This is a genomic window from Amycolatopsis kentuckyensis (assembly GCF_002155975.1).
Classification (GTDB): domain Bacteria; phylum Actinomycetota; class Actinomycetes; order Mycobacteriales; family Pseudonocardiaceae; genus Amycolatopsis; species Amycolatopsis kentuckyensis.
Genome location: NZ_MUMI01000344.1, coordinates 1 through 5,461, shown reverse-complemented (window position 1 = coordinate 5,461; position 5,461 = coordinate 1). Strand labels below are relative to the sequence as shown.

General features: G+C 75.0%; 1 protein-coding gene. It reads right to left on the bottom strand.

From position 1 onward, the window contains the following. Nucleotides 1-5,461 (bottom strand): type I polyketide synthase (locus CCN39_RS30260; RefSeq protein WP_143264211.1); only part of this gene is annotated, 5,461 nt, incomplete at both ends.

Genomic DNA, 5,461 nt, shown 5'->3' with positions numbered 1-5,461 from the left:
GCGGCGGCTCGCGGGGCGAAGGCGTCGTCGACCAGGCCGAAGACGCGGTCGCCGGGGGCGAGGTGATCGACTGCGGCGCCCACCTCGACGACCACGCCCGCCGCTTCGGAGCCGAGGCGGGCTTCGGGATCGGGGTACATGCCGAGGGAGATGAGGACGTCGCGGAAGTTCAGCCCGGCCGCGCGGACCTCGATCCGGACGTCGCGCTCGCCCAGCGGTGCTTCGGCTGCTTCGGTCAGGGCCAGGCCGTCGGTGGTGCCGGTGCCCGTGGTGGTCAGCCGCCAGTGGGCGCCGGCGGGGGTCAGTGGCATGGCGGTCGCGCGGGCCAGCCGGGGCGCTGTCGCGGTGCCTTCCCTCAGCGCCAGCTGCGGTTCGCCGTAGGTGTCCACTGTGGGCAGGAGGGCTTGGGAGCGCGGGTCGTCGTCGGTGTCGACGAGGAGGAACCGGCCGGGGTGTTCGGACTGCGCGGACCGCACCAGGCCGCCGGCCGCTGCGGCGGCGACGTCGCCGTCGGTCGCGCCGCGGGTGACGATCACGAGCCGGCCGGGCCGGTCTTCGGCGAGCCAGGCTTGGAGGTTTCCGAGGACCTGGGCGGTGGTTTCGTGGACAGTGCTTCCGGTCACCGGCGCGAAGACGAGTTCCTCGCGCGGTGCGGCGGGATCGGGGGTGAGCTCGGTCCAGGTTCGTTCGAAGAGGGTGTCGGGGACGGTTGCCGCTGCGGGCGCGACCGGGCGCAGCAGCAGCTCGCCGACCGTGGCCACGGGGGCGCCGGTGGTGTCCCAGGCGGTGAGGGTGACGGCGTTCTCCCCCGCCGGGGCCAGCCGGACGCGGAGTTCGGTGGCGCCGGTGGCGTGGACCGCGGCCCGGGCGAAGGAGAAGGGGACGCGGGCGGTGCCGTCGCCGGGAGTGACGATCCCGAGGCCGAGCGGGTGCAGGGCGGCGTCGAGCAGGGCCGGGTGCAGGGCGAACCCGGTGGCGTCGAGGGATTCCGGCAGGGTGACTTCGGCGAACAGTTCGGCGCCGGCTCGCCAGACGCGGGTCAGGCCGCTGAACGCTTCGCCATAGACGAAGCCCATGGCGGCGAGCCGCGGGTAGAGCCCGGCGAGATCGACCGGCTCGGCGCCCGGGGGCGGCCACTGGGCCGGGGCAAGCCGCGGGTCGTGCGCGCCCGCTTCGGCACCGGACGGCAGCAGCTGGGACTCGGCGAGCCGCGCGCCCGCTCCCGGCGGCGGCCACTCGGCGGCACCCTTCCGCACCTCTGCCGCGCGGCTGATGCTGCCGGTTGCGTGGCAGGTCCAGCTTGCGTCGGAACCGGCCGGGCGGGAGGACACCGTGATCGGGCGGCGGCCGTCCTGCTCCGGGGGGCCTGCCGAGACCTGGACCGTTACCGCGCCTCGGGCGGGCAGGACCAGGGGTGCCGCGAACGTGAGCTCGTCCACGACGTCGCAGCCCGCCTGGTCGCCCGCCTGCACCGCCAGTTCGAGCAGCGCGGTGCCAGGGAGCAGGACCGTGCCCGACAGCGCGTGCCCGGCCAGCCACGGGTGGCTCTCCAGGGAGAGCCGTCCACTGAGGACTGTTCCCTCGTCGCCCGCCAGCTCGACCGCCGCGCCGAGGAGGGGGTGCTCCAGCGCGCCCACGCCGGCCGCGCCGAGGTCGCCGCGGGGTGCGGTGGCGCGGGGCCAGTAGCGTTCTCGCTGGAACGGGTAGGTCGGGAGGTCGATGCGGCGGCCGCCCGGGAAGAACGCGGCCCAGTCGAGGTCGATGCCGTGGACGTGAACGGTGCTCAACGCCGAGAGCAGTGCTCTCTCTTCGGAGCGGTTGCGACGCAAGGCCGGGACAGCGGTGCCGTCGACCAGTGCGCTGAGGACTCCGTCGGGGCCCAGTTCGAGGAAGATTCCTACACCCGCCGCTTGCAGGGTCGAGAGGCCGTCGGCGAAGCGGACCGCCTCCCGGGCGTGCCGGACCCAGTAGTCCGCCGTGAACGGCTCGGCGAGAGCACCGCTCACATTCGAGAGCACCGGTATTTCCGCGGGGTGGTACGTCAGGGTTTCGGCGACCGCGCGGAACGCGGAAAGCATCGGGTCCATCAGCGGCGAGTGGAACGCGTGGCTCACGGCGAGCCGCTTGGTCTTGACGCCGTCCGCGGCGAACCCCGCGGCGATGTCGAGCACGACGGCGGAAACCCCGGAGATCACCACCGACGACGGGCCGTTCACCGCCGCGACGGACACGCCGTCGCAACCGTCCACAGCGGACAGGACGTCGGCTTCGGAGGCCGCGATCGACACCATCGCCCCGCCGGCGGGCAGCGCCTGCATCAGCGACGCGCGCGCCGCGACCAGGCGGCAGGCGTCCTCGAGCGAGAGCACTCCGGCGACGTGGGCAGCCGAGATCTCGCCGATCGAGTGGCCGGCCACGAAATCCGGCCGCACCCCCCAGGAAGAAACCAGCCGGAACAACGCCACCTCGACCGCGAACAGCGCCGGCTGGGTGTGCTCCGTCCGGTCGAGCAGATCCTGCTCACCGAACGCTTCCCGCAGCTCCGGGCCGAAGTGCGCGAGCACCTCGTCGAACGCCGACGCGTAGACCGGGAACCGCTCGTACAGCTCCTGGCCCATGCCGGCCCGCTGGGCGCCCTGGCCGGTGAACAGCACGGCCAGCAACGCGTCCGGATCGGCCGTGCCGGTGATGACGTCGTCGCCCAGCAGCACCGCGCGCCGGTCGAGCCGCCCTCGGGCGGTGGCCAGGGAGAAGCCGATGTCGACCGGGTGCGCGGCCAGCTCGCGGACCTGCTCGGTCAGCTCGGCGAGCGCACCCTCGTCGTGGGCGGACAGCACCCACGGCAGCAGCGCCTCCGTCGCCGAGGGGGAAGGCTGCGGTGAGACGGCCGGAGCCTGCTCCAGGATCGTGTGCACGTTGGTGCCGCTGACGCCGAACGCCGAGACGCCGGCGCGGCGCGGGCGATCGACCGAAGGCCAGTCGCGAGCCTCGGTGAGCAGCGAAACCGCCCCGGCCGTCCAGTCCACCCGGGACGACGGCGCGTCGACGTGCAGGGTGCGCGGCAGGTGCCCCTGCCGCAGGGCGAGCACCGTCTTGATCACGCCGGCCATCCCGGCCGCGGCCTGCGTGTGCCCCAGGTTCGACTTGACCGAACCGAGCCAGAGCGGCTCGTCGCGGTCCTGGCCGTACGTGGCCAGGAGGGCCTGTGCCTCGATCGGGTCGCCCAGCCGGGTGCCGGTCCCGTGCGCTTCGACGGCATCGACGTCCGAAGTGGACAGGCCGGCGCTGGCCAGCGCGGCGCGGATCACCCGCTGCTGGGCCGGGCCGTTCGGTGCGCTCAGCCCGTTCGACGCACCGTCCTGGTTGACCGCCGAACCGCGGACCACGGCGAGCACCGGGTGGCCGTTGCGCTGCGCGTCCGACAGCCGTTCCAGGAGGACCAGGCCGACGCCCTCGCCCCAGCCGGTGCCGTCGGCCGCGTCGGCGAACGCCTTGACCCGGCCGTCCGCGGCCAGGCCGCGCTGGCGGGCGAACTCCAGGAACGCCATCGGCTTGGCCATGATCGCCACCCCGCCGGCCAGCGCCATGGTGCACTCGCCCTGGCGCAGCGACTGCGCGGCCAGGTGCAGCGCGACCAGCGCCGACGAGCACGCCGTGTCGACCGTGACCGCCGGGCCCTCCAGCCCGAACGTGTAGGACAGCCGCCCGGACATCACGCTCGGTGCCTCGCCGGTGAGCAGGTAGCCCTCCGAGCCGGACTCGAGATCGGCGCCGTACCCCGAGGTGCTGGCCCCGACGAAGACGCCGGTCCGGCTGCCGCGCAGGGTGGCCGGGTCGAGCCCGGCCCGTTCGAAGACCTCCCACGACGTCTCCAGCAGCACCCGCTGCTGCGGGTCCATCGCCAGGGCTTCCCGCGGCGAGATGCCGAAGAAGCCCGCGTCGAAATCCGCCGCGCCGGCCACGAACCCGCCGACTCCGGCGAGGTCGGCGTCGCCGAACGAGGCCAGGTCCCAGCCGCGGTCGGCGGGGAACTCCGTCAGCGCGTCGACGCCGTCGGCGACCAGCCGCCAGAGGTCTTCCGGCGAGCGCACGCCGCCGGGGAACCGGCAGCCCATCGCCACGATCGCGACCGGCTCGTCGACGGCCGCGGCCGCGGTGACCACCGCGGTGCCGGTGCGGCCCAGCAGCAGCCGGTGCAGTTCTTCGGCGAGCGCCGCCGGGTTCGGGTGGTCGAACACGAGCGTCGCGGGCAGGGTCAGCCCGGTGGCCGCGTTGATCCGGTTGCGGACCTCGACCGCGGTCAGCGAGTCGAAGCCGAGTTCCCGGAACGCCCGGCCGGCCGGGACCGCCGTCGGCGAGTCGTGGCCCAGGACCGAGGCGGCCTGGCCGCGCACGAGGTCCAGCAGCAGCCGCCGGGCTTCGGTTTCCCCCAGTTCCGCAACCCGGCGGGCCAGGGCCGGGCGGGCCACCGCCGGCGCTTCGGACAGCAGTGCCCGGACCTCGGGGATGTCCTCGATCAGCGGACGACGCCGCGACAGCGTGAAGCCGGGGGCGAACCGGGCCCAGTCGACGTCGGCGACGGCCAGGAAGACCTCGCGTGCGTCGAGGGCCTGGCAGAGCGCCTCCACCGCGGCTTCAGGAGCCATCTCGCGGAGGCCGCGACGGCGGAGCTGGTCCTCCAGCTCGACGTCGCCCGCCATGCCGCCCCCGCCCCAGAAGCCCCAGGCGACCGAGGTCGCGGCGGCCCCGCGGGCGCGGCGCTGCTCGGCGAGGGCGTCGAGGTAGGCGTTGCCCGCGCCATAGGCACCCTGGCCGCCGCTGCCCCACACCCCGGCGTTCGAGGAGAAGAGCACGAAGGCGTCGAGGTCGTCGCCGAGCAGTTCGTCCAGGTTGCGGGCGCCCGTGACCTTGCCCTCGAGCACGGCGGCGAACTCGGCCGCGGTGGTGTCCAGCACCGGGGTGGCCTGCGGGAGCCCGGCGGCGTGGACGACCGCGCGCACCGGCTCGTCCAGGCCGGCCAGCAGCGCGGCAAGGGCATCGCGGTCGGCGACGTCGCAGGCGGCGATCGTCACCCGCGCCCCGAGCGCGGACAGTTCCGCCTCGAGGTCGGCCGCGCCGGGGGCGTCCGGGCCGCGGCGGCTGGTCAGCACCAGGTGCCCGGCGCCGTCGGCGGCGAGGCGGCGGGCGACGTGGCCGCCCAGCGCGCCGGTGCCCCCGGTGATCAGGACCGTGCCGCGCGGCTTCCACCGCTCGGCCGGCGGGCTGAAGGGCGCGCGGACCAGACGGCGGGCCAGCAGCCCGGACGGCCGGATCGCGACCTGGTCCTCGTCGTCCACTCCGGACAGGGCCGCGGCCAGCAACGTCGCTGTCGCCGCGTCCGGCTCGGCGGGGAGATCGAGCAGCCCGCCCCAGATGCCGGGGAGTTCCAGGCCGATCACCCGGCCCAGGCCCCACGTCATCG